Origin of the sequence: Rhodococcus sp. BP-160 (assembly GCF_019836205.1) — a bacterium.
Lineage (GTDB): Bacteria > Actinomycetota > Actinomycetes > Mycobacteriales > Mycobacteriaceae > Rhodococcoides.
Genome location: NZ_JABUEK010000004.1, coordinates 311207 through 335029, shown reverse-complemented (window position 1 = coordinate 335029; position 23823 = coordinate 311207). Strand labels below are relative to the sequence as shown.

Below are 23823 nucleotides of genomic sequence, written 5' to 3'. Positions count from 1 at the left end.
AGAAATTTTTCTGGAGGGTACTTGGCACTCTCGGGTGGAGAGTGCTAAATTCGGTGTCACGCACAGAGGAGCCGAGCATGATGGGCTCGGTGTCCACGAGATACAGGAGGTGTGTTGCTGTGCTTCGCTTCGATCCTTTCCGTGACCTCGACGCCGTGACCTCGAGCTTGCTGGGAGCCGGGTCGGGCACCGACCGTTCGCCGCGGTTCATGCCGATGGATCTGTACAAGGTCGACGACCATTACGTCCTCGACGCGGACCTCCCCGGTGTGGATCCGGGCTCGATCGACCTCGACGTCGACCGTGGAACCCTCACGGTGACGGCCCACCGTTCGGCGCCGAGCGGCGACTCCCGGCAGTGGCTCACCTCGGAGCGCTTCACGGGCACCTACCGTCGCCAGCTCGCGCTGGGTGACGGCATCGACACCGAGCGCATCACCGCGTCGTACGACAACGGTGTTCTCTCCGTGCACATCCCGCTGTCGGAGCGTGCCGCCCCGCGCAAGATCAGCATCGCGCAGTCCGAGAACACCGGCGGACAGACGACACTGGAGGCCTCGGCGTCCTGAGCACTCGACGCTGGCGAACGCCGTGCACCTCGGTAGGGGCGCACGGCGTTCGTCGTGAGTGCCCATGTCGTAGTGTCGAGACCGATGGCGACGGAGACGACATCCGGACGACGACGGCGCGCGACCGACATCGCGATCGCCGCGGCGGTGTTCGCCTACAACCTGCCGGTTCAGGGCACATCGAGTCCCCTCGAGCTGATCGTGCCGGTGGGGCTGTGTCTGCCGTTCGTGTGGCGTCGTCGCCATCCTGTCGGCTCTTTCGCCGTCGTGATCGCCGCAGCTCACCTGCAGGTACTCCTCGGCCTCGGGCCCCTGGTGGCGGACGTGATGGTGGTGTTCTCCCTGTTCGCCGTCGCGTCCGCTCGCGCCTGGCAGATCTCGCTACCGGCGGCAGTCGTCGCTGCCGGGTGGACTCTTCTCGTGACGCTGCCGGACCGAGAGGCGAACGACCTGTCGCCGGGAGACGTCGGACTGTTCGTCGCAACCATGGCCGTCGCGTGGCTCATCGGCACGTTGGCCCGAACCCGGCGCCTGTACGTGCAGTCTCTGGAGGAGCGTGCGGCGCAGGCCGAGCGCGAGCGCGAGACCGGCACCCGCATGGCCGTTCTGGGTGAGCGCACCCGCATCGCACGAGAACTGCACGACGTCGTCTCGCACAGTCTCAGTGCGATCGTGCTGCTGTCGGAGGGTGCGGCATCGATCGCTCACGCGGATCCGGACCGTGCGGCCGAGGCGATGCGCTCGGTGCGCGACACCAGCCGCGGTGCGATGAGTGAGATGCGGTCCATGCTGACCGTGCTGAGATCCGACGACGACCCCGTCGGCCCGCAACCGGGTCTCGATCGAATCGACGCGCTGCTCGACGAGTCACGCGCCGTGGGCATCCCGGTCGTACGGGTGGACGAAGGGACACCGCGCGAGCTCGGTGCGGGTGCCGCCGCGGTCGTCTACCGTGTGATCCAGGAAGCACTCACCAACGTCCGAAAGCACGCCGGCGAGGTGCACGATGTTCGTGTGTCGCTGTGTTGGAACGACGACGGAGTCGACATTCGCGTGGTGGACGATGGGAAGAGCGGAACCGGAACCGGGGGACTCGGATTGATCGGGATGCGCGAACGAGTCGAGGCTCAGGGAGGGGACCTCGAGGTCGGCCCCACGGACTCCGGGTTCGGCGTCCACGCGCGTCTGCCGGTGCCGAGGTGACCACCATGCGTGTCGTCCTCGTCGACGACCAGGAACTCGTCCGGACGGGCCTGCGCATGGTTCTGCAGTCCCGAGGAGTCGAGGTGGTCGGCGAGGCGTCGAACGGTCGGGAAGCCCTGGAGGTCGCACGCTCGGCGAAGCCGGACGTCGTCGTGATGGACGTGCGCATGCCCGTCATGGACGGTGTCGCCGCCACGCGTGCACTCTGCCAGAATCACGGTTCTCCGAAGGTGTTGATACTGACCACGTTCGACCTCGACGAGTACGCCTTCGAGGCGCTGCGGTGCGGCGCGAGCGGCTTCCTGCTCAAGGACGGCCCGGTCGACGAACTCGTCGCCGCGCTCGGCCACGTCCGGGACGGCGACGCGGTCGTGGCACCGTCGACCACGCGGCGCCTGGTGGAACACGTGACCCGAGGGTCGGCGCCGTCGTTCACCAGGTCGGCCGACCTCGAGAAGTTGACCGCGCGGGAGACCGAGGTGCTGTACGCGATCGCCTCCGGGCTGTCGAACGCCGAGATCGGCGCGTCGCTGGGGGTCTCCGAGGTGACCGTCAAGGCACACGTGGGACGGATCCTCGCCAAGCTTGGGTTGCGCGATCGGACGCAGGCGGTGATCGTCGCGTACGAGGCCGGACTGATGCAGCGCCCCCGCTGATGCGACGCCCTGGCCGATGCACTGTCCGGCCTGATCTCCTACTCAGGTATACCTCCGAATATCCGCCCCCGGACTGACGATTTTCGCGCCCACCGTCGGCAGAGTGTGGGTCATGGACATCGTCAACACACAGGGCCTCGGCAAGCGGTACGGATCGACCACCGTCGTCGACGACCTGAACCTGCGGATTCCCGAGGGTTGCGTCTACGGCTTCCTCGGGCCCAACGGTTCGGGTAAGTCGACGACGATGAAGATGTTGTTGTCGCTGGTGACGCCCTCGTCGGGTCAGATATCACTCTTCGGCCGCCCTCTCACGCGGGAGACGCGACGCGACCAGCTCGCGCAGGTCGGTTCGTTGATCGAGGCACCGCCGGGATACGGGCACCTGACGGGTGCGGAGAATCTGCGCGTCGTCCAGCGCAGTCTCGGACTGCGCGCGGACCAGATCGACCGGGCTGTCCGGACGGCGCGCTTGCAGGACCAGCTCGACAAGAAGGTCCGCAACTACTCCCTGGGCATGAAGCAACGCCTCGGTATCGCCATGGCGCTCGCACGCGAACCGCGCCTGCTGGTCCTCGACGAACCGACGAACGGACTGGACCCCGCAGGAATCGAGGAGATCCGTGAGCTCCTGCGTCATCTGGCGTCACACGGAGTGACTGTCATGGTGTCGAGTCATCTACTCGGTGAGATCGACCGGACCGCCGACGTACTCGGGATTCTCAGTGGCGGGCGCATGATCTTCCAGGGATCGCGTTCCGATCTGACGAGCGCGGCCACACCGGACGTGCTGATCGACACCGTCGACCCGGATCGTGCCGGAGCGGTTCTGCGAGAGAAGCTTCCGACCCGTGTCGACGGCCACACCGTTCGGGTGACGGGTATCGACGATCGCACGACGGCGCGTGTCGTGGAGGACCTGGTCGGGGCGGGGGCCGGCGTGTACGGCGTGCGCCGTGACGAGCAGTCCCTCGAGGACGTCTTCATGAACCTGACGAGCGGGGGTCGGCTGTGACCACGACACTGTCACCGTCGACGACGTCCGGCACGTCGTCGGTGCGCAACGAGTTCGCGAAGTATCGCCACCTGCGCCTGGGCGTAGTCAGTGCCGCGCTCGCGCTGGGAATCATCGCCCTGACGATGGTGGGCATGCTCGGCGGCGCCCCACAGGGTGAGGGGGAACCGCTGACATGGGGCCTTCCCCTTGCAGGACTGTCGCTGGCACTTCCCCTCGCGTCTCCTCTGCTCATCGCGGTGATCGCCAGCCGCGCAGTGGAGATCGAGCATCAGGGAAACGGGTGGTTGCTCGCGCGGACGTCGGGTGTGACACCCGGGCGACTGTGCCGCGCCAAGTTCTGGTGCACGGCGGTGCACGTGGTCGTCGCGACCTCCCTCGGAAGCATCGGCGCTCTCGCACTCGGAGTTCTCGGCGGCATCTCGGACACACCGCCCGCCGGACTGTGGCTCGGTCAGACCGTGTCCGCTCTCGTCGTCGCGCTGGCGGTGCTGGCCCTGCAGGTGCTGGTCTCGGCGCGCTTCGACAATCAACTCGTCGCGCTGGGGAACGGCATCGTCGGCACCGTCGTCGCGCTGTGCTCGTTCGGGCTGCCTGTGTGGGCGGCGCACCTGACCCCGTGGGGGTACTGGTCGCTCATCGCGTCCGCGGACTACCAGGGCGACGCGGTGGTCACGCTCACGCCCTCCTACGGCAGCGTCGCTGTCCTCGCGGTACTCGCATCGGTGGTGTTCACACTTGCGACTCGTCGGCTCGACCGGCAGGAGGGATGAAGATCATGCGCTATGCAGAGATTCTGGGGGCAGAAGTGCTCAAGCTCAAACGTTCTCAGGTGTGGGCGGTGGTGGTCGTCCTCCCACTCGTCATGGCGGCACTCGGCGTCGTGAACACCGCGGCGTCCGGCGCCGGTCTCGAGGACGGCTGGAACACGTTGTGGCTCCGGACCACCGTCTTCTTCGGACTCTTCCCCCTCGCGCTCGGAGTCGCCGTGCTGGCATCGCTGGTGTGGCGACCGGAACACCGAGGTGGCAACTGGAACGCGCTGATGGCGAGTGCGACACCGACTGGACGCATCGTGGTGGCCAAGACCGTCGCGGTGGCACTGCTCGGAATTGCGATGCTGGCAGTGGAACTGGTGGCCGTCGTGATTCTCGGCAAGCTGGTGTTCGGGCTGCCGGGCATGCTGCCGACGCAGTACGTCGCGGTCGGTGCACTGACCGCGATCGCCGTGATCCCACTCGCTGCACTGCAGTCGACGTTGTCGATGACGATGAGGTCCTTCGCCGCTCCCATCGCGGTGGCGATGGTGGGTGCAGGTGTTGCCGTCGTCGCGATGACGGCCGAGTGGCACGCTGCCGTGTTCGTGTTTCCCTACGCCGTGACCACGCGGGCGAGCCAGCTCGCGTCGGGTGCCTTCGGTGACCCCGGGGCGCTGACGACCGGCGCAGCCACCGCAGTGGTCACTGCCGCCGTTCTGCTCACGGGGGTCCTGGTGGCGGCCACGACCCGATTGCTCGATCGCCGCGACGTGCACACGCGATGACCTGACTCGACACACACCGATTCATCGACACGAAGGAGACGTCATGTACACACGGAACGCACCCGATGCCGATCGGACAGCACCGGCCGCGCGTGCCCGCGCCACCAGAGCGCTCGTCTGCGCCGCGATCGCCCTCGTGTCGTTGCCCGTTCTCGTGTTCGTCCCCCTGGGCGGCTTCGTCTCGGCCGCAGTGGGTGTCGTCGGGATCGTCGCGGGATGGCGTGGCCTGCACGAGACCGTGCCCGGTGACCCGGGGCGTGGGGCGACGGCGACCGGTTTCGTCGTCGCCCTCGTGGTGACCGCGGTGTGCATCGTTGCGGCGGTGTTCTGGACTGTCATGGTCGTCGACCCGGCCATCACGCAGAATTCCGATCTGCGACGTCTCGTCGACGGGCTCCTCTCCTGACCCGCGAGTGACGGCCCGACACACGCTCGGGTAGCAGCCGACCGAAAGGTTTCTTATACTTCCTGAGTGACCGGGGGACCACTGCAGGGCCGCAGCCATGTCCATGATCGCGACCACACGGGCGCGCGGGCAGCGGTGGCGGTACTGCTGTGTCTGTACTCGTCGGCAGTGTCGGTCGGCACGATCTGGAACGGGTATCGAACCGTGGTCGCCCTCGCTGTGACCGTCGGCCTGTGTCTCCCCTGGATCTGGTCCCACGTCCGGCCACGCACGACTTTCGCGATCATGGCCTCGGCCGGCGCGGCTCAGCTGGCTTTCCTGAGCGGGCCGGTGCCGGCCGATCTCGTGCTGCTCGCCGGTGTCCATGCTGTCGCCCTGTACGCGTCGCAGCGATCCGCACTCGTCAGCGCCGGGTGTGTCCTCGTCGGGGCCGTGATCGGCGGCATCGTGTGGGGCGATTCGGTACGTGACGTGATCGTCCCGCTCGCCGCCGTCGGCGCGGCGACGTGCGCCGCGTACACGTGGGGTAGGAGCGCGGCGGTGGACCGGGCCTACCGCGACACCCTGGCGGACCGCGCCGCACAACTCGAGCGGGAGAAGGTCCACCTCGCTCGACTCGCTGCCGCCGAGGAGCGCGAACGCATCGCTCGGGACATGCACGACGTCGTGTCGCACAGTCTCGCCGGTGTGCTGACGCTGGCCGAGGGAATGGGACGGGCCGGCGACCTCTCCCCGGTGCATCGCCGCGCGGTACGCACCATCGCCGAGCACTGCCGAACGTCACTCGACGAGTTCCGCACCGTCCTGACGATGCTGAGGGACGACGGGTGCGCGGGAAGCGCGCCGCGGCTCTGTGATGTGGCATCGCTCGTCGAGCGGGCGCGCGCGTCGGGGTTGACCGTGACCCTGGATCTGGCCGCAGATCCGCGGACCGTACCGGTCGATGTGCAAGAGACCACGTTTCGGGTGGTGCAGGAAGCGCTGACCAACATTCACAAGCACGCGGGAGACCATGTCAGCGAGGTCGCAGTCGCCGTCGTGAGCGGCGACGGGGCGCTCGCGGTGACGGTCGAGGACGACGGGTGCGGGGCGTCGTCCACACAGACCGGAGGCTACGGCCTGCGCGGGATGCGTGAGCGGGTCTCGTCCCTCGGCGGTACCGTCGCCGTCGCCCGTTCCGGCACCGGCGGTTTCGCACTGCGTGTGGTTCTGCCGTCCTGCAGTTCCGTGGCGGCCGGAGCGGCCCGATGATCCGCACGGTCGTCGTCGACGACAGTGAGCTCGTGCGGGCGGGTCTGCGCATGATCGTGGATTCGGGGTCGGACACCACGGTGGTGGCGGAGGCGTCCGCGGGTGCCGACGCGGTGGCCGTCGTCCGTGACATGCCCGGCGAGGTCGACGTCGTCCTGATGGACATCGACATGCCCGGGATGAACGGCATCGACGCCACCCGCAAGATCGTCGAGATGGAGAACGCACCGAAAGTGCTGATAGTCACCACCTTCGCAGTCGAGACCTACGTCTACGACGCGATCATGGCAGGTGCGAGCGGCTTTCTTCTCAAGGACACCCCACCGGAGTCGTTACTCGCCGCCATCGTCTCCACCCATGCCGGCACAGCGGTGGTCTCGCCCCAGATGACGCGCCGACTGCTCGCATCGCAGACGCCGCGGGCGACACCGTCCGCGTCGGCGGCGCGCTCTGCGAAGCTCGACTCGCTGACCGAACGGGAGAGGGACGTCCTCACCCTGATCGGGCGGGGTATGAACAACGCGGAGATTGCCGCCGAGCTGGTCATCGCCGAGGTGACGGTCAAGACTCACGTCGGCCACATCCTCCGCAAACTGGAGGTCCGAGACCGCATCCGATGTGTCGTGTTCGCTTACGAGGCCGGGGTGATGGCAGGCGAGGAGTGACGCGGCCTGCTCGTTCGACTGCCGCCCCGTCGGCGCGAGGTACGTCGCAGCACCAGTACCGCCGTGCCCGTTCCCACGATGCTCCAAACTCCGAGCACCGCAGCGGTTTCCGCCAACCGCCAGGTTCCGCCGATCTCCGCCGAGGCGGCGCCGTCGCCCAGAAGTCCGCCGCGGAACGCGAGTCCCAGCCAGTACAGCGGGGTGGCCTGTCCGAGCCACTGCATCCAGAGCGCCTGCTGCCCAAGCGGATACAGCACACCCGACACGCTGACCACACCCATGAGCGACAGTGAGACGAAGCTGAGGTTTCGCGGGTTCTTCACGGCCGCCCCCAGCGCGGCACCGAAGGGCAGGGTCGCGGCCAGCCCGAGCGGCAGGATCCACAGGAGGTGAGCGAGATTCGACAGATCTGTGGCGACGAACCCGCCGAACAGCAGTGTTGCCTCCGCGATGATCACCGCGACCGTCACGAGCGTGATCGCTGTCTGTGACACCAGCTTCCCGATCAGGTAGGCGTGGATGCCGTAGGGCAGGGACCGTGCGCGCAGCAGGGTGCCGTCCTCGCGTTCGGTGATGAGGATGGTGGCCAGTCCCATGAGACCGCTGAACACCACGTTGATCGCAAGGATCCCGGGTATCGCGTAGGTGCTCAACGACGCACCGGAGTCGCCCAGCCTGACACCCCGCAGGAAGAACATCACCACCAGCGCCACCGATGGGAAGAACACGTAGTTGAAGACGAGAGGCAGACCCTGACGGAACTCCTCGCGGCCACGGTCGAAGCCGATGCGTGCGACAGACATGATCATGCCGGCGATCCTTTCTCGTCCAGTGCGTCGATCATCTGCAGGTACGCGTCCTCGAGTGACCGGGGTCGTACCGCCAGGTCGGTGATGCGGGAGTCGCGCAGCAGGGTGCGGACGTGGTCGGTCGCGTCCCCGTCGACGACGGTGGATCGGAGGTCACCGCAGACTCTGTGGGTCACCCTCGTTCCACGTGCGTGTTCGCGGGCGATGTCTGCGGTGCTGCCGCGCGCGACGATCCGCCCGCCCACCAGGATCGCCACCGAATCGGACAGGAGCTCCGCCTCCGCGAGATCGTGCGTCGTGAGTATTACGGCCGTGTCCCGTGTGCGGGCGATCGACTGGAGCAGCGCGTGAAACTCCTGTCTCGCTTCGGGATCGAAGCCCACGGTCGGCTCGTCGAGGAACAGAAGTTCCGGGTTCCCCACCAAGCCGATGGCGACGTCGAGTCGGCGCCGCTGGCCGCCACTCAGGCGCCCGACTCGCGTGGTCGCCTTGTCCGTGAGGCCGACGGCGTCGAGGAGCTCGTCCGGCTCGAACGGCGTGGCGCGGTCCCGCCGTGCGAAGGGTCGGTAGTACGACGCGATGTGTGTGAGGAGATCGCCCGCGCGCCAGCGTCGATGATCGCGCCAGGACTGGAGTACCACGCCGATACGCGACTGCCACTCTTCCGTGGCGTCGTCGGGATCGATGCCGAGCACGCGGACGTCGCCACTCGACCGGCGTCGGATTCCTTCGAGGATCTCGATGGTGGTGGTCTTCCCTGCACCGTTCGGTCCGAGCAGTGCGGTGACCTCACCGGCCTCGATGCGGAGGTCGACTCCGCGCAGCACGTCCGTGTCGCCGTAGCGCATGCGGAGGTCGCGGGTCAGCACAGCCGGCTCGCGAGTGTCGGGTGTCAGCGGGAGCCGTTCGTCACGAGCGAGTGCAAGCGCGGTCGGGTGGGTCATCGCTGGGCCTTCCGTCGATCCGGAGAGGGGAAGCGGGTCGGGAATCCGGACGGCATCCGGATTCCCGACCCGTGCTACACGACCCCGTCAGGGGTCCGCTCGAACGTGGTCACTCCTTGGAGTGGTCCTCGAACGGAAGGATGGCCTCGGTGTTCGGGCCGATGAACTCGCCGGTCTCGTCCTGGAAGCGGCCGAGGTCTGCGACGACGGGTGCCTGGTAGGTCTTGATCATGAGTGTCTCCTTCTCGTGTGCTGGATCGGTGTGAGCGTGTGGTCAGTTCTTGCGATCGGCGATCGGGTTCCATCCCTCGGCCTGGCCGCCGATTCCGTATCCGGTCTCGGTGCGGAATTCGCCGAGATCGACGATCGTGGGGGTCTCGTAACGGTCGGTCATGGTGAATCTCCTTTCCGGGGTGTTCGATCGTGCATGGTGAACCGCGGTGGCTCACCACGTCCGATGGCGGTATCGGTTCCGCCACCGTGTCTGTGGGTTCCTACGCGGCCTGCTGTGAGGCCCTCGGAACAGTGGGGTGGTCCGGCTCGGTACGGCCGGATCGGACGCGGAAGAACGTCGCGAAATCTGCACCGGACATGGGTTCGTCGACGATGCGGCCGTCCGCTTCGATCCACGCGTGGGCGGTGAACGGCGGCGCCGTCAGGACTCCGACGCACCAGTCCGGCCACGTTCCGCGAGTGCGGCACACGAGCGCGGTGGCGAGCGAGCGCGGAAGGCAGGACGAACCGCCACGACAGAATGCGCTGACCGTCAGAACGGCGTCGCGGGCGTCGCGTGCATCCGCATACGACGCGGGGCGCGCGCCCCGGGCCGTCGCAGTGAGGATGCGCCGCGTCGTGTCCGGCGATGCGTGTGCCAGCATCCGGGCGAGCGCCACCGCGGTCCCGACGGCGACTCGCTCGAGGAGGTGGAGATCGGCAGGTGTGCGGGGGAGGACGTCACTCACAGCAGGCCCGCCTCTCGGAGCTGCGCGTCGACGGTCTCGACATCGGTTCGCGCCGTGGCGTCGTCGATCTCGTATCGCCGCGAGATCTCGCGAGCCGTGTCCTCGATGCCGACTCCGCCGCGCAGGCTGTCCGCGATGGTGGTCGCCGTGCCGTTCAGGTGAAAGTACCGACCTTTGCGCCGGTCGAGGAGGACCTGGCCGAACTCGGTGGGAACGGCCGTCACGGACGGTCGTCGGGTGCGAAGCATCGTCGTAACTCCTACTCGTCGGTGTGCGGAACGGGGTGTCAGACGGTGACGCGCTCGAGCGTCGCCGTTCGGTTGCGAAGGAAGACCGAGAGATTGAGAGCAGGATGGATGTGCGGCGGCGGCGCCTCTCGCTCACTCGGTGCGCTCGTGCCCCTGAACGAGGCACTGTCGATGATCCCGGTGTCGAGGAGGTGGGCATCCTCGACGAGCGCGACCAGGGCATGGTGGTGCGCTGCATACCCGCGAACCGATTGCGGTCCGCCGCCGACCTTGTTGGTGCGCAGGAGGTATTCGTCGGGGAGAAGTTCGCGCATCGCGGCCTTCATGAGCGGCTTCCACTCCAGCGGAGTGTCACGCTCGTCTCGGCGCACGGCCAGCGTCGCCTCGACGACATGATCGTCCAGCAGCGGTGATTCGTAGGCGACGCCGAGTGGCTGTCCCAGTTGAGCGGTTCCCCGTGTCAGGCGGGCCGCGTCGCGGACGTAGAACAGGTCGGCGTGGTCCGCCCTCGTGGCGCCCAGTGGTGCGGGCGAATGCGCGAGAAGCTCGCGGAGACGGGCGCGGCCGTCGTCGCTGAACCACGGTGGGAGCGACGCCGGAGCGGACCAGTCGTTCAGACCCGGTGCGCTTCTCGTGCTCGAACGGTCCAGTGCCGCGGCGAGCGAGTCCCTGAGCCAGCGGTCGTACGACCGCCGATCGAGCAGCTCGCGCAACGTCGTCAGGGGAGAGACACCGGCGGGAACGTGTTCGGACCGCGCTCGCCGCCAGGCTGCCCACGGGCGGGTGCGTGCGAGTGTGTGGTCCCAGCAGGGCAGCCCACGCAGGATGTGATCACCACCGAGCCCGGTGAGGTGAGTGGTCAGCCCGCGGGCGCGATCGTCCTGCAGCAGAGCGACGATCCGCGGCCCGGCCGTCGCCGCCTGGGTGACGTCGTCGAGCGGGGCGTCGATCCGGTCGATTCCCTCGTAGAAGTCCTGGAGGTCGTCGGTCGACAGTGTCAGGTGTGTGTGCACGCCGGGCATGGTGGCCAATGCCTTCCGCGCCCACTGCAGGTCCTCTGTGCCTCCGGGATCGTCGTTGTACATCGTGCGGGCGAGCACACCTCCTGGTTCGCGGGAGGCGAACCAGCACAACGGTGTCGAGTCGAGACCTCCGGACAGATCGACCGCGGTTCCCTCAGCTCCGGTCATGTGTGCGGACACACTGTCCCGCAGCGCCGTACGGAGCTGTCGTGCCCCCTCCTCGCGGTCGAGTACCGCGTCCGGAGCATGCCACCATGTTCCCCGGCGCGCCCGTCCGGTCGCGTCCACGATCACGCACTGGTCTCCCGGAAGAGGAGTCACGCCCGTCCACATCGAGTACCGATTCCACGGGTGTGGCAGGGTGCCGGCCAGCGCGAGGATCAGCGAGTCGTCGTCGAGGTCGAATCGGCCGATCTCGGCGAGCACATCGGCGCGGTCGCACACGATCGTGATGCCACCGACGACGGCGGAGTGGAGCCGCCGCGTCTCCATCGCGGTGCCCGACGCATAGATCTCGCCGTTCATGGACCCGATGGTGAGATGGCTGCCGTGGAATGCGCTCGACGCGGCGGCCAGGTCCTCGGATCTGGTGGCACCGAACAGGATTCGCTGCAGAGCGCCGACCGTCGCGTCGGACCGGCCGACGACGGCGAGGGCTCCGTCATGTGTGCGTCCCTCGACGATACGGTCGGTCGTGGTGTGAGCGAGCAGCAGGGGACGGCCGCTAGGGTGTCGGACCTCGTGCGTCGCAACGGGACCGACAGCGGCGGCGACTGCGTCCGAACGGGGATCGTCGGGGAGGACCACGACGAAGGAACGACCTCGCGGATCGAGTGCGACCGTCGTCTCGTTCTCTCGTGTCATCGGCATGGCAACCACTGTGCTCGCTGGAGCGACTCACGTCGTCGTGCGACGGACGTATTTCCGGGACGCCGAACGGAGGAGGTCATGTCCTCCGCCACCCTCGGGTGGGAGGATGGTCTCCTACTCCGGTAGGAGATCGCAGTCCGTGAGTGCTCGAAGCCAGTAGGTTCGACCCATGACCGACTCCACGGCAGCCGCCCATGCCCGCGCCGCGTACCGCACGTTCGAGCCCTTCCACATCTCGGCGTACTTCAATCTCGAACTCGGAGCGGCGGGCCGGGACACCGGTCTCGACGGACACGCCTGGTACGTGGGCTCGCGCGCCGAGCCGATGGGGCCGTGTGCCGCCGGGGTGGTCGCCGCCGCGTTCTACAGCTTCAACACCACGCTGATCGAGCGCTCCTGGCCCGCGGCGATCGCCGCCGGCCTCGACACCGTGGCTCGGCGCCGATGGGACGCGCTGGACACCGTCCTCGGAGGTGCGCTGGGTGAGTCGGTGTCCGACCCGGGCCTCACGTCGCTGGCCGACCGCCTGCACGGCATCGGCGACACGCTCACCTTCGCCGGCCGCCCACTGTCCGCAGCATGGCATCAGTCGTCGGCGCCCGACGTCCCGCACCTGCAGTTGTGGCACGCCATCGCGGTTCTGCGGGAATGGCGCGGCGACGGCCACCTCGCGGCTCTCCTCGACGCAGACCTCGATCCGACGGAGGCCGGTGTCTTCCACGAGGCCCAGCACCCCGAGCCCGGTGCTCGTCGGGTGCTCGGGCGTCGCATCACCCAGCTGACGCGCGAGTGGTCGGACGAGCAGTGGGACTCGGCGGCCGAGCGTCTCGCCGCGCGCGGTCTCGTCACGACAGCCGACGGCGTCGAGACGCTGACGGACGACGGTGTCGCACTCGACCGCCACATCGAGGACCGCACTGATGCGATGGCCGCCGCCGCGTGGCGCGGTGTCGACGACGCGGAGGAGCTCATCTCCTCCGCGCGCCCCTACGTCAAGGCCGTCATCTCCGCGGGCATCCTGCCGGGAACGAAGAAGGAGGGCTGACCTACGCCTGCAGCAGGGTCGCCGCGCTGAGGTCGTCGATCACGAGATCGGTGACGATCTTTCCCGCGAGGGCCGCTCGCAGCGCGGTGAGCTTGTACTCGCCGGCGACGATGCACACGCGTCGCGGCACGGCTTTGAGTCGGTCCAGGCGTGGGCCGCTTGCACGTTCGTTCAGCGCGATGCGGTCGTAGCTGCCGTCGGAGCGGAGGAAGACGGTGGCGATGTCGCCGACGACACCGTCCCGGTCGAGTTCCTCGAGATCCGACTTCTCCAGGTAACCCGCGCTGTAGACGTGGCTCGGTACAGCGCCGCCGTGCACGCCGATGCTGAACACGGCGAGGTCCATCCGGTCCTGCAGGTCGAGCACGCGTTTGATGCTGCGTTCGCGCCACAGCATCTGCCGAGTCTCCGGGTAGTCGAAGAACGCGGGAACCGGAAAGCCCTGGGGGAGAGCGCCGTACGCGTCGGCGACAGTGCGGACGATGTCCGTCGCGTAGGACACTCCGGTGGTGCGCGTGTTGGCTGCGCCGTTGAGTTGAACCACGTGCGAGTTGTGGGTGCGCTTCGGGGCGAGGTGTCGACTGACCGCGCTCACCGTCGTGCCCCACGCGACGCCCATGACCATGTCGGAGGCGAAGAACGTCGTCAGCAGGCGGCCCGCGAACATGGCGACCCGGTCCAGGCGATCGACGTCGCTGACGGTCTCCGGAACAGGCACGACGTGGGCACGGACGCCGTACCGATCGGCGAAGGCGCGCTCGAGCCCGGGTGCCTGGCCGAGAGCGGTGCTGATCTTGATCTCCACGAGTCCCGACGTGCGGGCGAAGGTGATGAGGCGGGAGACCGTGCTGCGGGAGACGCCCATCTCGCGGCCGATCGCGGCCATCGTCAAGTCCTGGAAGTAGTAGAGCCGCGCCGCCTGCACCGCGTCGATCGTGCGCGGATCCGTCGCGTCGGGGAGCAGGTGTTCCCCGTAGATCATCTGCAGCTCCGACATGAGCCCACGCTAAACCACATCGGGACCGCCGCGGTATCGCGATCCGGTCCGAATTGCACATATGTGCACGCGGTTTGCGACAACGTGCATGTCACCTAGCATGGCTCCCAGTTGCTCTTTATGGCCTGGATCACAAACACGAGGGAGATGGCGTGACGGACAAACGCGCGAAGTGGGGGCTGCCCGCAGAGATGGCAGCCGAGTTCGCGGGAACGATGATTCTGATTCTGTTCGGTGCCGGCGTCGTGGCGCAGGTGGTCTCCGGCGGTGAGTCCGGGAGCCTCGGTGACCACGACTCGATCGCCTGGGCCTGGGGCCTCGGCGTCATGTTCGGCATCTACGTCGCCGGCCGCGCCACCGGTGCGCACCTCAATCCGGCTGTGACGCTGTCGTTCGCGTTGTTCCGAGGCTTCGCGTGGTCGAAGGTCGCGCCGTACGCGCTCGCGCAGACTCTCGGTGCCTTCGTCGCCGCGCTGCTGGTGCGGTGGAACTACAACGACATGCTGAACGCGATCGATCCCGAGCACACCACCGCGACGCAGACGATCTTCTCGACGCTGCCCGGCAACGGCACGCTGCCCGTCAGCCTCGGCTCCGCGCTGATCGACCAGATCATCGGTACCGCGATCCTGCTATTCCTCATCGTCGCCGTGTCCGACTCGCGCAACAGCCCGCCGCTGTCCAACATGGCCCCGTTGATCGTCGGACTCATCGTCGTGGCCATCGGCTTCGCATGGGGCACCAACGCCGGCTACGCGATCAACCCGGCTCGTGACTTCGGACCCCGCCTGGCGTCGTTCATCACGGGATACGGTGGGGCATGGCGAGATCAGTACGGCAGCCTCTACTTCTGGGTGCCGATCCTCGGGCCCATCATCGGCGGCCCCATCGGCGTCCTGCTGTACGACAACCTGGTGGGTCGGTTCCTGCCGGCCGATCCCGACGGCGACGACGAGCAAGAGCCCAGCCGTCTGCCCGAGAAGTCCGCATGATCGTCCACTCCACTACCCAGGGGAACCACTCATGACCGAAACCCGTTACGTCGCAGCGATCGATCAGGGCACCACCTCGACTCGGTGCATGATCTTCGATCACAAGGGCACCGTCGTCGCCGCCGATCAGCGCGAGCACAAGCAGATCTTCCCGCAGGCCGGATGGGTCGAGCACGACGCCGTGGAGATCTGGAACAACGTCCGCAGCGTCTCCGCCGGCGCACTCGCCGCGGCCGACCTCACCCCGTCGGACATCGCGGCCGTGGGCATCACCAACCAGCGCGAGACCGCGCTGGTGTGGGAGCGCGCCACCGGCAAGCCCGTCTACAACGCGATCGTCTGGCAGGACACTCGCACCGACCGCATCGTCACCAAGCTCGGCGGGGGCGACGCCACCAAGTACACCGCGAAGACCGGCCTGCCGCTCGCGACCTACTTCTCGGGCCCCAAGGTCAAGTGGATCCTCGACAACGTCGAGGGCGCGCAGGAGAAGGCCGACGCCGGCGAGCTGTGCTTCGGCAACATGGACACCTGGGTCCTGTGGAACATGACGGGCGGTGTCGACGGCGGTCTGCACTACACCGATCCCACCAATGCCTCGCGCACGCTGCTGATGGATCTCGACACCCTGTCCTGGGACGAGGGCATCTGTGCGGACATGGGCATCCCGATGTCCATGCTCCCCGAGATCCGCAGCTCCTCCGAGGTGTACGGCAATGTCCGCGAGCGCGGTTCGCTCAGCGGTGTTCCCATCGCCGGCATCCTGGGCGACCAGCAGGCCGCCACGTTCGGTCAGGCGTGCCTGTCGCCCGGTGAGGCGAAGAACACCTATGGCACAGGCAACTTCGTGCTGTTGAACACAGGCACCGACAAGGTGATGAGCAAGAACGGACTGCTCACCACGGTCTGCTACAAGATCGGCGACCAGCCGACGGTGTACGCCCTGGAGGGTTCCATCGCCGTCACCGGATCGCTCGTGCAGTGGCTGCGTGACAACCTCGGAATGATCTCCACCGCAGCAGATATCGAGACCGACGCTCGCTCCGTCGACGACAACGGCGGCGCCTACTTCGTGCCCGCGTTCTCCGGTCTGTTCGCCCCGCACTGGCGCTCCGACGCCCGCGGCGCCATCGTCGGACTCACCCGTTTCGTCAACAAGGGCCACCTGGCGCGGGCCGTGCTCGAGGCCACCGCCTACCAGACCCGCGAGGTCATCGAGGCCATGAACGCCGATTCGGGCGTCGACCTCGAGGTGCTCAAGGTCGACGGCGGTATGGTGGTGAACGAGCTGCTGATGCAGTTCCAGTCCGACATTCTGAACGTGGATGTCGTCCGGCCGGTGGTCGCCGAGACCACCGCACTGGGCGCGGCGTACGCAGCGGGCCTGGCCGTCGGTTTCTGGGCGAGCGAGGACGAGATCCGCGAGAACTGGGCCGAGGACAAGACATGGACACCGTCCATGGATGACGCGGAGCGAGACAAGCTCTACGCCGGTTGGAAGAAAGCCGTCACACGAACACTCGATTGGGTCGATGCCGAATGAATTCCACCACAACAGCTCTCAGCCCCGAAGCACGCAAGGAAGCACTCCGACGTCTCGCCACGGAGGAGATGGACGTTCTGGTCATCGGCGGGGGTGTCGTCGGTACCGGAGCTGCCCTCGACGCGGTCACCCGCGGCCTGAAGGTCGGCCTGGTCGAGGCGCGTGACTACGCCGCCGGGACGTCCAGCAGGTCCAGCAAGCTGTTCCACGGTGGCCTGCGCTACCTCGAGCAGTTCAACTTCGCGCTGGTCTTCGAGGCGCTCAAGGAGCGGTCGCTGGTCCTCAACGACCTGTGCCCGCACCTCGCCCGCCCCGTGCCGTTCATCTACCCCCTCGAGAAGCTGATCGACCGGCCGTACGTCGGCCTCGGTATCGGCGTCTACGACGTGATGGGTGCCGGCCGCGGTGTGCCCTCGCACCACAAGCACCTGGGCAAGAAGAAGACGCTGGAATCCTTCCCGTCGGGCAAGCGCTCCGCCATCCGCGGTGCCGTGCGCTTCTACGAGGGCCAGGTCGACGACGCCCGCCACACCATGATGATCGCCCGCACTGCCGCGGCCTACGGAGCGTTGTGCGCCAACAGCACTCGCGTCACCGGCTTCCTGCGTGAGGACGACCGCGTGATCGGCGTCGTCGCGACGGACCTCGAGTCGGGGGAGTCGTTCGAGATCCACGCCAAGCAGGTCATCAACGCTGCCGGTGTGTGGACCGACGAGGTCCAGGAGATGGTCGGCGGTCGCGGGCAGTTCCAGGTTCGCGCGTCCAAGGGCGTGCACCTGGTGGTGCCCCGTAACCGCATCAACAGTTCGACGGGCATCATCACCCGCACCGAGAAGTCGCTGCTGTTCGTGATCCCGTGGGGGAGCCACTGGATCATCGGCACCACCGACACCGACTGGAAGCTCGACCTGGCGCATCCCGCGGCCAGCAAGAGCGATATCGACTACATCCTCGGGCACGTCAACAAGCTGCTCCAGGATCCGCTGGACCACAAGGACGTCGTCGGTGTCTACGCCGGTCTGCGTCCGTTGCTGTACGGCGAATCCGACTCCACCAGCACGCTGTCCCGCGAGCATGCTGTCTCCAGCCCCGTACGTGGCCTCACCGTCATCGCCGGCGGCAAGTACACGACGTACCGGGTCATGGCGAAGGACGCGGTCGACTCCGCGGTGCACAATATGGAGCGCAAGGTTCCAGAGTGCGTCACGGAGAAGATCCCGCTCGTGGGTGCCGACGGGTACTACGGCGCCTGGAACGCGCGCCAGCTCGCAGCCGACCGCGCAGGGATGCGCGTCGGACGCATGGAGCACCTGCTCGGTCGCTACGGCACCCTGGTCGGTGAGGTCCTCGACCTGATCGATCAGAACCCGGAGCTCGGCAAGCCGCTGGAGAACGCACCCGACTACCTCAAGGCCGAGGCCGTCTACGCCGCGAGCCACGAGGGTGCGCAGCACCTCGACGACATCCTGACGCGGCGCATCCGCGTGTCGATCGAGTTGGCCGACCGCGGCGAAGCTGCCGCAGCCGAGGTCGCCGGACTGGTCGCACCCATCCTCGGGTGGGACGAGCAGCACGTGTCCGACGAGATCGAGCACTACCGCAAGCGCGTTGCGGCAGAGCGTGAATCGCAGGCGCAGCCGGACGACGAGACCGCCGATGCCGCACGGCTCGGGGCTCCCGACGTGCGCGTGGGAGTCGGCGGCTGAGAGCCGAGGTGCGCACCCGCTGCAGTCTGCAGCGGGTGCGCGCAGCGCTGCAGTAACGTGCCTCCGGTGACGATGAGCTCGAGCCCGGCACCTCGTCGGGCCGCGAAGGCCGTGCTGACCCCGCTGCGCCTGGTGGCGTTGGGTTTCGCCGCCGCCATCGCAGTGGGCACTGTTCTCCTGCTGCTGCCCGCGGCGACGCAGGTCGGCAAGAGCACGGATCTGCTGGGCGCCCTGTTCACCGCAACGTCGGCGATGTGTCTGACCGGGTTGATCGTGGTGGACACTCCCACGCACTGGTCCGGCGCCGGTCAAGGCGTCATTCTCGCGCTCATCCAGATCGGCGGCTTCGGCATCATGACGATGGCGTCGCTGGTGGGTCTCGTCCTTGCCGACCGCATCGGTCTTCGCGGACGTCTCAATGCGGCGGCCGAACTCCGCACGTCCGGACTCGGCGACGTGCGGAGCGTCGTGGTGGGTGTCGTGAGGACCAGCCTTCTCATCGAGACGGCGGTCGCGGCGTGTCTGGCGGGCCGTTTCGCCGTCGGCTACGACGAGCCGCTCGGACGGGCCGTGTGGCTCGGCATCTTCCACTCCGTGTCCGCGTTCAACAACGCCGGCTTCGCGTTGTTCAGCGACAACATGATCAGCTTCGCCACCGATCCGTGGATCTGTGTGCCGCTCCTCGTCGCCGTGGTCCTGGGCGGCATCGGCTTCCCCGTCCTCTTCGAGGTGGCCCGACACGTTCGGGGACGCACTCGTCGACGATGGACGCTGCACACGCGGCTGACGGTCACGGTCACAGCGGTCCTGCTCGTGCTCGGCCCCGCATTGGTACTCGTACTGGAATGGTCGAACACTTTGTCCGAGCGCGGAGTCGGCGGCAAGCTGCTGGTGGCCGCGTTCCAGGGCATCATGCCGCGAACCGCCGGTTTCAACAGCATCGACTACGCCGACGCCGACAACGCGACGTTGCTCGTCACCGACGTGCTGATGTTCATCGGCGGCGGTAGTGGCGGAACCGCGGGCGGCATCAAGGTCACCACCTTCGCCATTCTGCTGTTCGTCATCATCGCCGAGGTACGCGGCGATCGCTCGGTCACGGTCTTCGACCGACGAATCGACTCGCGGGTGCAGCGTCAGTCCTTGACCGTCGCCCTCGTCGGCGTTGCGCTGGTGATGGTGCCGGTCGTGGTCCTTCTCGCCGCGACCCCGTTCGACCTGGACGTCCTGTTGTTCGAGGTGGTGTCGGCCTTCGCCACCGTGGGACTCTCGACAGGCATCACCGCGCAACTGCCGGGGTGGGGGCAACTGATACTGGTCGTCCTCATGTACCTGGGCCGCATCGGCTCCATCACACTGGTGAGTGCGCTGGCGGCGCGCGAACGCGATCGGCGATACACACTCCCCACAGAGAGGCCGTTCATTGGCTAAGAAGCCGTCATCCGACGTCGTCGTGGTCCTCGGGCTCGGGCGCTTCGGTAAGTCCCTGGCGCTCGAACTGATGGCGCAGGGTGCCGAGGTGCTCGGCATCGATTCGGACGAGGCCGTCGTGCAGCGGGTCTCCGATCGTCTCACCCATGCCGCCGTCGCGGACACCACCGACGAGGAAGCGCTACGGCAATTGTCGGTGCATGAATACGATCGCGCCGTCGTGGGTATCGGGTCCGATCTCGAGGCAAGTCTGCTCACCGCCTCCGCGCTGATCAACCTGTCGGTCGGCAACGTGTGGGCCAAGGCGATCAGCAATGCGCATGCCAAGATCCTGACGCAGATCGGTGTCAGCCACGTCGTGCGGCCGGAACACGACATGGGCAAGCGCGTCGCGCATCTGGTGCGCGGTCGCATGATGGACTACATCGAGTTCGATGACGGGTTCGCGATGGTCAAGACGACTCCCGCTCGGTTCCTCGTCGGCCATCGGCTCGGAGACACTGCCGTGCGTACCAAGTACAAGGTGACCGTCGTGGCTGTGAAGAGGCCGGGCGAAGGCTTCACCTATGCCACGGCCGACACCGTGATCGAGGCCGACGACATGGTGATCGTCTCGGGTCAGGTGCGCGACACCGAGCGCTTCAGTGAGCTCACCTGACGGTTCACGACCGGCGTTCCTCCTTCACCAGCTCCTTGGTACGGACCAGGCGAAGAACCGTCACGAGCATCACTCCACCGACGATGTTGAAACCGACCGTGTATCCGAACCACTCGATCCATTGCCGGTAGTCCACGTCCGCGCCGGCGTGAATCGCGCCGAAGATCAACAGCGAGTCGAGGATCGAGTGGAACAGCTGCAGCCCCGCCAACAGGAAGCCGGCCGCCATGGCCGCGATGATGCGGGCGACGTCCGACGTGGTTCCCTGCTGCATCCTGGTCAGTAGCGTCATGGTGCTGCCGCCGAGGATCGCCAGACAGATCGACTGTGTGTTCAAGGGCGCGTCGACGAAATGGTGTGCCGATTCGGACAGCACCATCAGCCACTGCGGGAACGCCTGCGCGACCAGCCACATCACCGCCCACCCGCCGACCAGGTTGGCCAGAAGAGTGCCGATCCAGAGCTTCGCGAGTTGTGCCGGGGTGCCGTCCTTCGAGACCACCGCGGCGATGGGCATGAGGAAGTCCTCGGTGAAGAGCTCGCTGTGCGCGAGATAGATTGCGACGAGCCCGATTCCGAACGCCAGTCCGGCAAGGAGGTGGCTGCCCGTCTCGTCCAGCACCGCGAGGTAGGCCATCACGCCCAGCGCCACCTCGAGTCCGCCGAACAGTCCGGTGACGATCACGGCTCGGACGGTGCGGTGCAGACGCTCGGCACCCTCGGTGACCACCGAGTCGAAGCTCTCTTCGAGCTCCTCCTCGACGGGACCGTCGTTGTCACCGTCGTTACGGCGCGCTTCTTCGCTCATCCCACGGTGTACCCCGCGTGGTCAGTCGCTACCGGGTGGTCAGCGCTTCTTCTTGTTCACCGCGGCGGAGGCGTCGTCGGCGGCGATGTTCCCCGCGGCCTTCGTCTTCTTGTCGAGTCGCTTTTCCTTCAGCGACTTGCCCGATTTCTGAGTCATCGAGTTGCGCGGAGACTTGTCAGCCATGGTGTCAGCCCCTTGATCAAGGGAACCAAATGGCTCCGATACGGCGAACACTACGCCTGATGCGGCGTGAACAGCGCAAACGCTGACAGTGGAACGGGCTGCGCGACTGACGCGTCCTACCCCGCGAGGGGGTGGGAACGATGTTCGTCGTCGCTGATGTGGGGGCCGTGCGGGCCGCGAGCCGAGCTGTGCTCGGTGAGGCGGAGCAGGTCGGTGTAGCGCCGCGAGGTGTGGTCGCGCTCCCCGGTGCGTCGACCGCGGCCGCACTCGCTCGAGCGGAAGAGCGAGCCGTCTCGGCACTGAACGATCTCGTCGCGGGCTTCTCTGCGACAGCGCGATCGCTGGATGTCGCTGCCGTCGGGTACGCCGACGCGGACTCGGCCAACGCTGCTCGACTCGAGGGGGTCGGGCATGGAGGTCGCTGAACTCGCGCCGCGTCGTGAGGTGGTGGCGTCGTGGGATCCCGACGCCGTCCGGATCGACGCGACGTGGATCGGTGACGGCGCCTCAGTTCTCGACTCTCGCGCGGCGGCAATCGACAGGAGCCGCGTCGATCTGCGCGAGGCGTGGCAGGGTGCGGCAGGCGATGCTGCTGTGAACGCCTCGGACGGGATCTTGCTGCAGCGCAACGTCGGACGACTCAGCTTCGGGTGCTGGAGCGCGCTGTAGTGGATGGTGCTTCTGCCATCGCCGTTGCTCGCGAGGCGCTCCTCGACGCTGTCGTCGTGGCCGAGGCGGACGGCTGCCTCGTCGCACCGGACTGGTCGGTGGTCAGCAACGGTGTCTCCCACACGGGGGTCATTGCGGCGCATGTGCAGGCGCTGATCGACGCGGACGAGTCCGCCGCCCGGTCCATCGACGACGCGTCCGCTGCACTTCTCGACGGCGAACCACGGCGCTTCGTTCCCCTCGCGATCGGCCTGGCCTGGGCGGTGGAGGCGGCCGTGCACGCGATGATCGCGGCCGGAGTGCTGTCCGTCGGCGCGATGGCCTTCGCACTGGTCGACCGGTTCGGCATCGACGCGTGGGATGCGATCCACGACGCGCTGCCGGACAGCTTCTTCCAGGATGCGGGGCCGGTCGATGCGGCGGGTGTCGACGACGTGTTGAACGATCTGACGGAGCCGGGCCGACGCGGTGTCAACAGACAAGTGGAGTCGGAAGAGGACGTACGAACCGTATTCGACGAACTCACTGAGCAGGGTAGGGCGGTCGGAACAGGTGACAGTGTCAAAATTATCGAGCGATACGAATTGCCGGACGGTACGGGAATCCAGTTGCGAGTCGACAGCAAGTCTGGGGGATCAGTGATCGACATCGTGAAGCCGAAAGGTACTCAAGTGATCAAGGTGCATGTGCGATGAATGTCGAAGAGGGCCTGGAGTTTCGACTGCTCGACGAACTCGATGACGACTGGATGCCGCTGTGGGGCTTCGTGGCCATGGTTTCCGGTTTCCGGGGATGGAACACCACGATCGACACCGTTGCCGGCGTCATTCGTTGGTTCGCTGAGTCCGGGTTGATGACGTTCGGAGCGCTGGCGAACAACGACGTCGGGTGGGAAGAGTGGAACGTAGACATCGACGAGTCGATGCGCCGAATCGCAGAGGGACACGGGACCAGTCAGGGTTACCTGCACGCTACGAAACGTGAAGACCTGGTCTGGTGTGAAGTCTTTCGTGCGAACATCACCGAAAAGGGTGAGCGACGCCTTGCGGAGCTCGAGGCGCAGGGCATGACGTGGGACAACACGATCGGCCCGTTCGAGACTCGGAGCGGACTGCTGTGAGATCCGGTGCAGAAAGCGTCGCTAGGCGAAGGTTTCTACACCGCATTCGTCGCGACGGTGCGCTCACCCGCGCATTCCGCGGCTCCGCGCACCTTCCGACACGTCGGGAGGCGTCGTACAGTTTCCCCATGGCTCGTGACGCCGACCTCGAAGACCGGGTTCGCGCGGCGCTGTCCGCCGCATCGGCGGTGACCGAGAAGGCGATGTTCGGCGGTCTTGCGTTCATGGTCGACGGGAAGATGGTCGTGTCCGTCGGGAACGGCGGCGGCGCCTTGCTGGTCCGAGTACCGCGCGAGCGCGATGACGACTACGTCGGACGCCCGGGCGCTCGTCGTGCGCAGATGGGCGCGGGCAGGTCCATGGGACAGGGGTGGATCTCGGTGAACGCGTCAGTACTGGAGTCCGACGATGACCTGCAGGTCTGGATCGACGCCGCAACCTCGGCCGATACTCCCTAACCAGGGGAACCGCGGCACGTACTCGACCAACTCGAACCAATTCCGCACCA

Annotated in this window: 30 protein-coding genes; 20 read left to right on the top strand and 10 right to left on the bottom strand. The window is 67.1% G+C overall.

The genetic code is table 11. The features are described 5' to 3' along the window. Positions 1-119 precede the first annotated feature (119 nt). From HQ306_RS17725 to HQ306_RS17685, 9 genes are all read left to right on the top strand, one after another. Complete coding sequence (locus tag HQ306_RS17725; protein ID WP_056442946.1) at positions 120-569, top strand: Hsp20/alpha crystallin family protein; 450 nt, start codon at positions 120-122, stop codon at positions 567-569. Positions 570-653: 84 nt separating this feature from the next. Beyond that, complete coding sequence (locus HQ306_RS17720) at positions 654-1772, top strand: sensor histidine kinase (RefSeq protein ID WP_222632916.1); 1119 nt, start codon at positions 654-656, stop codon at positions 1770-1772. A 5-nt stretch (positions 1773-1777) separates the two neighbouring features. Continuing rightward, positions 1778-2428, top strand: a complete 651-nt coding sequence (locus tag HQ306_RS17715) for a response regulator transcription factor (protein ID WP_222633000.1) — start codon at positions 1778-1780, stop codon at positions 2426-2428. 112 nt (positions 2429-2540) lie between these two features. Then, positions 2541-3443 carry an ABC transporter ATP-binding protein gene (locus tag HQ306_RS17710; protein WP_222632915.1) on the top strand — a complete coding sequence of 301 codons (903 nt, stop codon included), beginning with the start codon at positions 2541-2543 and terminating at the stop codon, positions 3441-3443. Beyond that, positions 3440-4216 carry an ABC transporter permease gene (locus HQ306_RS17705; RefSeq protein WP_285184484.1) on the top strand — a complete coding sequence of 259 codons (777 nt, stop codon included), beginning with the start codon at positions 3440-3442 and terminating at the stop codon, positions 4214-4216. Before HQ306_RS17710 ends, HQ306_RS17705 begins: the two co-directional genes overlap by 4 nt. Before the next feature lie 5 nt (positions 4217-4221). After that, positions 4222-4986 carry an ABC transporter permease gene (locus HQ306_RS17700; RefSeq protein ID WP_222632914.1) on the top strand — a complete coding sequence of 255 codons (765 nt, stop codon included), beginning with the start codon at positions 4222-4224 and terminating at the stop codon, positions 4984-4986. A 43-nt stretch (positions 4987-5029) separates the two neighbouring features. Next, on the top strand, positions 5030-5392 hold the full coding sequence (locus tag HQ306_RS17695; protein WP_222632913.1) for a hypothetical protein: 363 nt from the start codon (positions 5030-5032) through the stop codon (positions 5390-5392). Between the two features lie 66 nt (positions 5393-5458). Further along, on the top strand, positions 5459-6643 hold the full coding sequence (locus tag HQ306_RS17690; RefSeq protein WP_222632912.1) for a histidine kinase: 1185 nt from the start codon (positions 5459-5461) through the stop codon (positions 6641-6643). Then, on the top strand, positions 6640-7308 hold the full coding sequence (locus HQ306_RS17685) for a response regulator transcription factor (RefSeq protein ID WP_222632911.1): 669 nt from the start codon (positions 6640-6642) through the stop codon (positions 7306-7308). Before HQ306_RS17690 ends, HQ306_RS17685 begins: the two co-directional genes overlap by 4 nt. Here the strand turns inward: HQ306_RS17685 and HQ306_RS17680 are convergent. From HQ306_RS17680 to HQ306_RS17655, 7 genes are all read right to left on the bottom strand, one after another. Continuing rightward, positions 7275-8117, bottom strand: coding sequence for an ABC transporter permease (locus HQ306_RS17680; protein ID WP_222632910.1), 843 nt, complete (start codon positions 8115-8117; stop codon positions 7275-7277). The two genes, HQ306_RS17685 and HQ306_RS17680, sit on opposite strands and share 34 nt — an antisense overlap. Further along, positions 8114-9061 carry an ABC transporter ATP-binding protein gene (locus HQ306_RS17675; protein WP_222632909.1) on the bottom strand — a complete coding sequence of 316 codons (948 nt, stop codon included), beginning with the start codon at positions 9059-9061 and terminating at the stop codon, positions 8114-8116. Before HQ306_RS17675 ends, HQ306_RS17680 begins: the two co-directional genes overlap by 4 nt. Before the next feature lie 109 nt (positions 9062-9170). Further along, the gene (locus HQ306_RS22315; protein WP_261770191.1) at positions 9171-9293 is read right to left on the bottom strand and encodes a hypothetical protein; all 123 of its coding nucleotides are present in this window, start codon (positions 9291-9293) and stop codon (positions 9171-9173) included. 42 nt (positions 9294-9335) lie between these two features. Continuing rightward, positions 9336-9455: a keywimysin-related RiPP gene (locus HQ306_RS17670; protein WP_222632908.1), complete on the bottom strand. Its 120-nt coding sequence runs from the start codon at positions 9453-9455 to the stop codon at positions 9336-9338. Positions 9456-9555: 100 nt separating this feature from the next. Next, a complete protein-coding gene (locus tag HQ306_RS17665; RefSeq protein WP_222632907.1) occupies positions 9556-10023 on the bottom strand; it encodes a lasso peptide biosynthesis B2 protein in 468 nt (155 codons plus the stop codon). After that, a complete protein-coding gene (locus HQ306_RS17660; protein WP_222632906.1) occupies positions 10020-10271 on the bottom strand; it encodes a lasso peptide biosynthesis PqqD family chaperone in 252 nt (83 codons plus the stop codon). The genes HQ306_RS17665 and HQ306_RS17660 overlap by 4 nt, the downstream gene beginning before the upstream one ends. A gap of 38 nt (positions 10272-10309) precedes the next feature. Continuing rightward, a complete protein-coding gene (locus HQ306_RS17655; protein ID WP_222632905.1) occupies positions 10310-12163 on the bottom strand; it encodes an asparagine synthase-related protein in 1854 nt (617 codons plus the stop codon). Positions 12164-12332: 169 nt separating this feature from the next. On the opposite strand from HQ306_RS17655, the gene HQ306_RS17650 reads away from it, so the two are divergent. Continuing rightward, entirely contained in the window at positions 12333-13208 is an 876-nt protein-coding gene (locus HQ306_RS17650; RefSeq protein WP_222632904.1) for a hypothetical protein, read from the top strand. A 1-nt stretch (position 13209) separates the two neighbouring features. Here HQ306_RS17650 and HQ306_RS17645 read toward each other — a convergent pair whose 3' ends face one another. Further along, entirely contained in the window at positions 13210-14205 is a 996-nt protein-coding gene (locus HQ306_RS17645; RefSeq protein ID WP_261770189.1) for a sugar-binding transcriptional regulator, read from the bottom strand. Between the two features lie 191 nt (positions 14206-14396). Here HQ306_RS17645 and HQ306_RS17640 point away from each other — a divergent pair, with 191 nt between their 5' ends. The 5 genes from HQ306_RS17640 to HQ306_RS17620 all read left to right on the top strand — a co-directional run bounded on the left by HQ306_RS17640 (position 14397) and on the right by HQ306_RS17620 (position 20535). Then, on the top strand, positions 14397-15197 hold the full coding sequence (locus HQ306_RS17640; protein ID WP_051613174.1) for an MIP/aquaporin family protein: 801 nt from the start codon (positions 14397-14399) through the stop codon (positions 15195-15197). A 31-nt stretch (positions 15198-15228) separates the two neighbouring features. Then, positions 15229-16740, top strand: coding sequence for a glycerol kinase GlpK (gene glpK / locus HQ306_RS17635; protein WP_222632903.1), 1512 nt, complete (start codon positions 15229-15231; stop codon positions 16738-16740). Next, positions 16737-18446 carry a glycerol-3-phosphate dehydrogenase/oxidase gene (locus HQ306_RS17630; RefSeq protein WP_222632902.1) on the top strand — a complete coding sequence of 570 codons (1710 nt, stop codon included), beginning with the start codon at positions 16737-16739 and terminating at the stop codon, positions 18444-18446. The genes glpK and HQ306_RS17630 overlap by 4 nt, the downstream gene beginning before the upstream one ends. 72 nt (positions 18447-18518) lie before the next feature. After that, positions 18519-19877 (top strand): TrkH family potassium uptake protein, encoded by a 1359-nt coding sequence (locus HQ306_RS17625; RefSeq protein ID WP_222632997.1) that lies wholly within the window; start codon positions 18519-18521, stop codon positions 19875-19877. After that, the gene (locus HQ306_RS17620) at positions 19870-20535 is read left to right on the top strand and encodes a TrkA family potassium uptake protein (protein ID WP_222632901.1); all 666 of its coding nucleotides are present in this window, start codon (positions 19870-19872) and stop codon (positions 20533-20535) included. Before HQ306_RS17625 ends, HQ306_RS17620 begins: the two co-directional genes overlap by 8 nt. A gap of 4 nt (positions 20536-20539) precedes the next feature. On the opposite strand, the gene HQ306_RS17615 is transcribed toward HQ306_RS17620, so the two are convergent. Both HQ306_RS17615 and HQ306_RS17610 read right to left on the bottom strand, forming a co-directional pair. Continuing rightward, a complete protein-coding gene (locus HQ306_RS17615; protein ID WP_222632900.1) occupies positions 20540-21343 on the bottom strand; it encodes a formate/nitrite transporter family protein in 804 nt (267 codons plus the stop codon). A gap of 39 nt (positions 21344-21382) precedes the next feature. Then, positions 21383-21526: a hypothetical protein gene (locus tag HQ306_RS17610; RefSeq protein ID WP_197027742.1), complete on the bottom strand. Its 144-nt coding sequence runs from the start codon at positions 21524-21526 to the stop codon at positions 21383-21385. Positions 21527-21666: 140 nt separating this feature from the next. On the opposite strand from HQ306_RS17610, the gene HQ306_RS17605 reads away from it, so the two are divergent. The 5 genes from HQ306_RS17605 (at position 21667) to HQ306_RS17585 (ending at position 23773) form a co-directional block, all read left to right on the top strand. Next, the gene (locus tag HQ306_RS17605; RefSeq protein WP_222632899.1) at positions 21667-21951 is read left to right on the top strand and encodes a hypothetical protein; all 285 of its coding nucleotides are present in this window, start codon (positions 21667-21669) and stop codon (positions 21949-21951) included. Further along, positions 21938-22195, top strand: coding sequence for a hypothetical protein (locus HQ306_RS17600; RefSeq protein WP_222632898.1), 258 nt, complete (start codon positions 21938-21940; stop codon positions 22193-22195). The genes HQ306_RS17605 and HQ306_RS17600 overlap by 14 nt, the downstream gene beginning before the upstream one ends. A 56-nt stretch (positions 22196-22251) precedes the next feature. Beyond that, the gene (locus tag HQ306_RS17595; protein WP_222632897.1) at positions 22252-22890 is read left to right on the top strand and encodes a hypothetical protein; all 639 of its coding nucleotides are present in this window, start codon (positions 22252-22254) and stop codon (positions 22888-22890) included. Continuing rightward, the gene (locus HQ306_RS17590; protein ID WP_222632896.1) at positions 22887-23315 is read left to right on the top strand and encodes a hypothetical protein; all 429 of its coding nucleotides are present in this window, start codon (positions 22887-22889) and stop codon (positions 23313-23315) included. The genes HQ306_RS17595 and HQ306_RS17590 overlap by 4 nt, the downstream gene beginning before the upstream one ends. Positions 23316-23443: 128 nt before the next feature. Beyond that, positions 23444-23773 (top strand): TfoX/Sxy family protein, encoded by a 330-nt coding sequence (locus HQ306_RS17585; protein WP_222632895.1) that lies wholly within the window; start codon positions 23444-23446, stop codon positions 23771-23773. The last annotated feature ends 50 nt before the right edge of the window (positions 23774-23823 follow it).